The sequence below is a fragment of the Nocardia sp. NPDC005745 genome (genome assembly GCF_040630775.1).
Lineage (GTDB): Bacteria > Actinomycetota > Actinomycetes > Mycobacteriales > Mycobacteriaceae > Nocardia.
On sequence record NZ_JBEXYF010000100.1, the window covers coordinates 1 to 1260 of the forward strand.

Consider the following 1260-nt stretch of genomic DNA (forward strand, 5'->3'; position numbering starts at 1 on the left):
CGCCCGGGGGGTCGGTCGAACAACGAGGAGATTCTTTTGATGACTGATATCGCCGAACGGACAGACGCCGCATCCACCCGTGCAACCACTGCTCAAGACACGCTCATATACCAGAACGGTCTCGGCAACGAACTCGAGACCGAGGCACTGCCAGGCACGCTGCCCATCGGTCAGAACAGCCCGCAGAAAGTTGCTCACGGACTGGTGAGCGAACTGGTGTCCGGCACCACCTTCACCGCACCACGGGCACTGAACCGCCGTTCCTACGTTTTCCGGATCCGCCCGTCGGCGTCGCACCGACGATTCGAGCGGATCGACAACCGCAACCTGAGCACGCCTCCATTCGACCTGCCACCATCGCCCAATAACACCTGTTGGGGCCCGGTTGGGAACTTGGCCGCGACGGGAGACTTCGTCGACAGCCTTTCCACTCTGTGCGGCAACGGGTCGCCGAATTCGCAGTCGGGCATGGCCGTTCACGTCTACTCGGCGGTGAAGTCGATGCGTGACCGAGTATTCGCCGACGCCGACGGAGAGCTGATGATCGTCCCCCAGAATGGGCGTATCCGGGTATTCACCGAGATGGGCAAGCTCGATGTTGGCCTCGGCGAGATCGCGGTCATTCCCAGGGGTCTCAAGTTCCGGGTCGAGCTGCTCGACGACCGCGCGGATGGGTTCGTGTGCGAGAACTTCGGGTTGCCGTTGCGGCTGCCTGAGCTCGGGTTGATCGGCACGAACGCGCTGGCCAACGTCAACGACTTCGAGATCCCGGTGGCAGCCTTCGAGGACCAGGATCGCCCGGTGCAGATGATCCACAAGTTCGCTGGCAATCTTTGGTCGGCGGCGTTGACCCACTCACCGCTTGACGTGGTCGCCTGGAGGGGCAGCCTCTACCCCTACAAATACGACCTCGATCGCTTTATCGCGATGGGAACGCTCACCGTGGACCACCCGGATCCGTCGATCTTCGCGCTTCTGACTTCTCCCTCCGATCCGATCCTTGGACCCAACTTCGACGTGATGGCCCTGACCCCCCGATGGATGGTGGCCGAGAAAACCTTCCGGCCCCCGGGATACCACCGCAATTGCGTGGTCGAGTTCAGCATCTTCCTCGCCGGCGAGTTCGGGGGCAAGGAACTCGTACCGGGCAGCAGCGTGTTGAACAACAACTGGACTCCACACGGCCCAGGCACCCAGACCTTGGAAATGGGACGCGAAGCCGAGTTGTCTCCGAAAAAGATCGAAGATCAGAAGATCTTG

Annotated in this window: 1 protein-coding gene; it reads left to right on the plus strand. The window is 61.6% G+C overall.

What is annotated here, in order from left to right:
* Nucleotides 1–39: 39 nt before the first annotated feature.
* On the plus strand, nt 40–1260 hold a 1221-nt coding region (locus ABZ420_RS36010), incomplete at its 3' end, for a homogentisate 1,2-dioxygenase (RefSeq protein ID WP_357132691.1).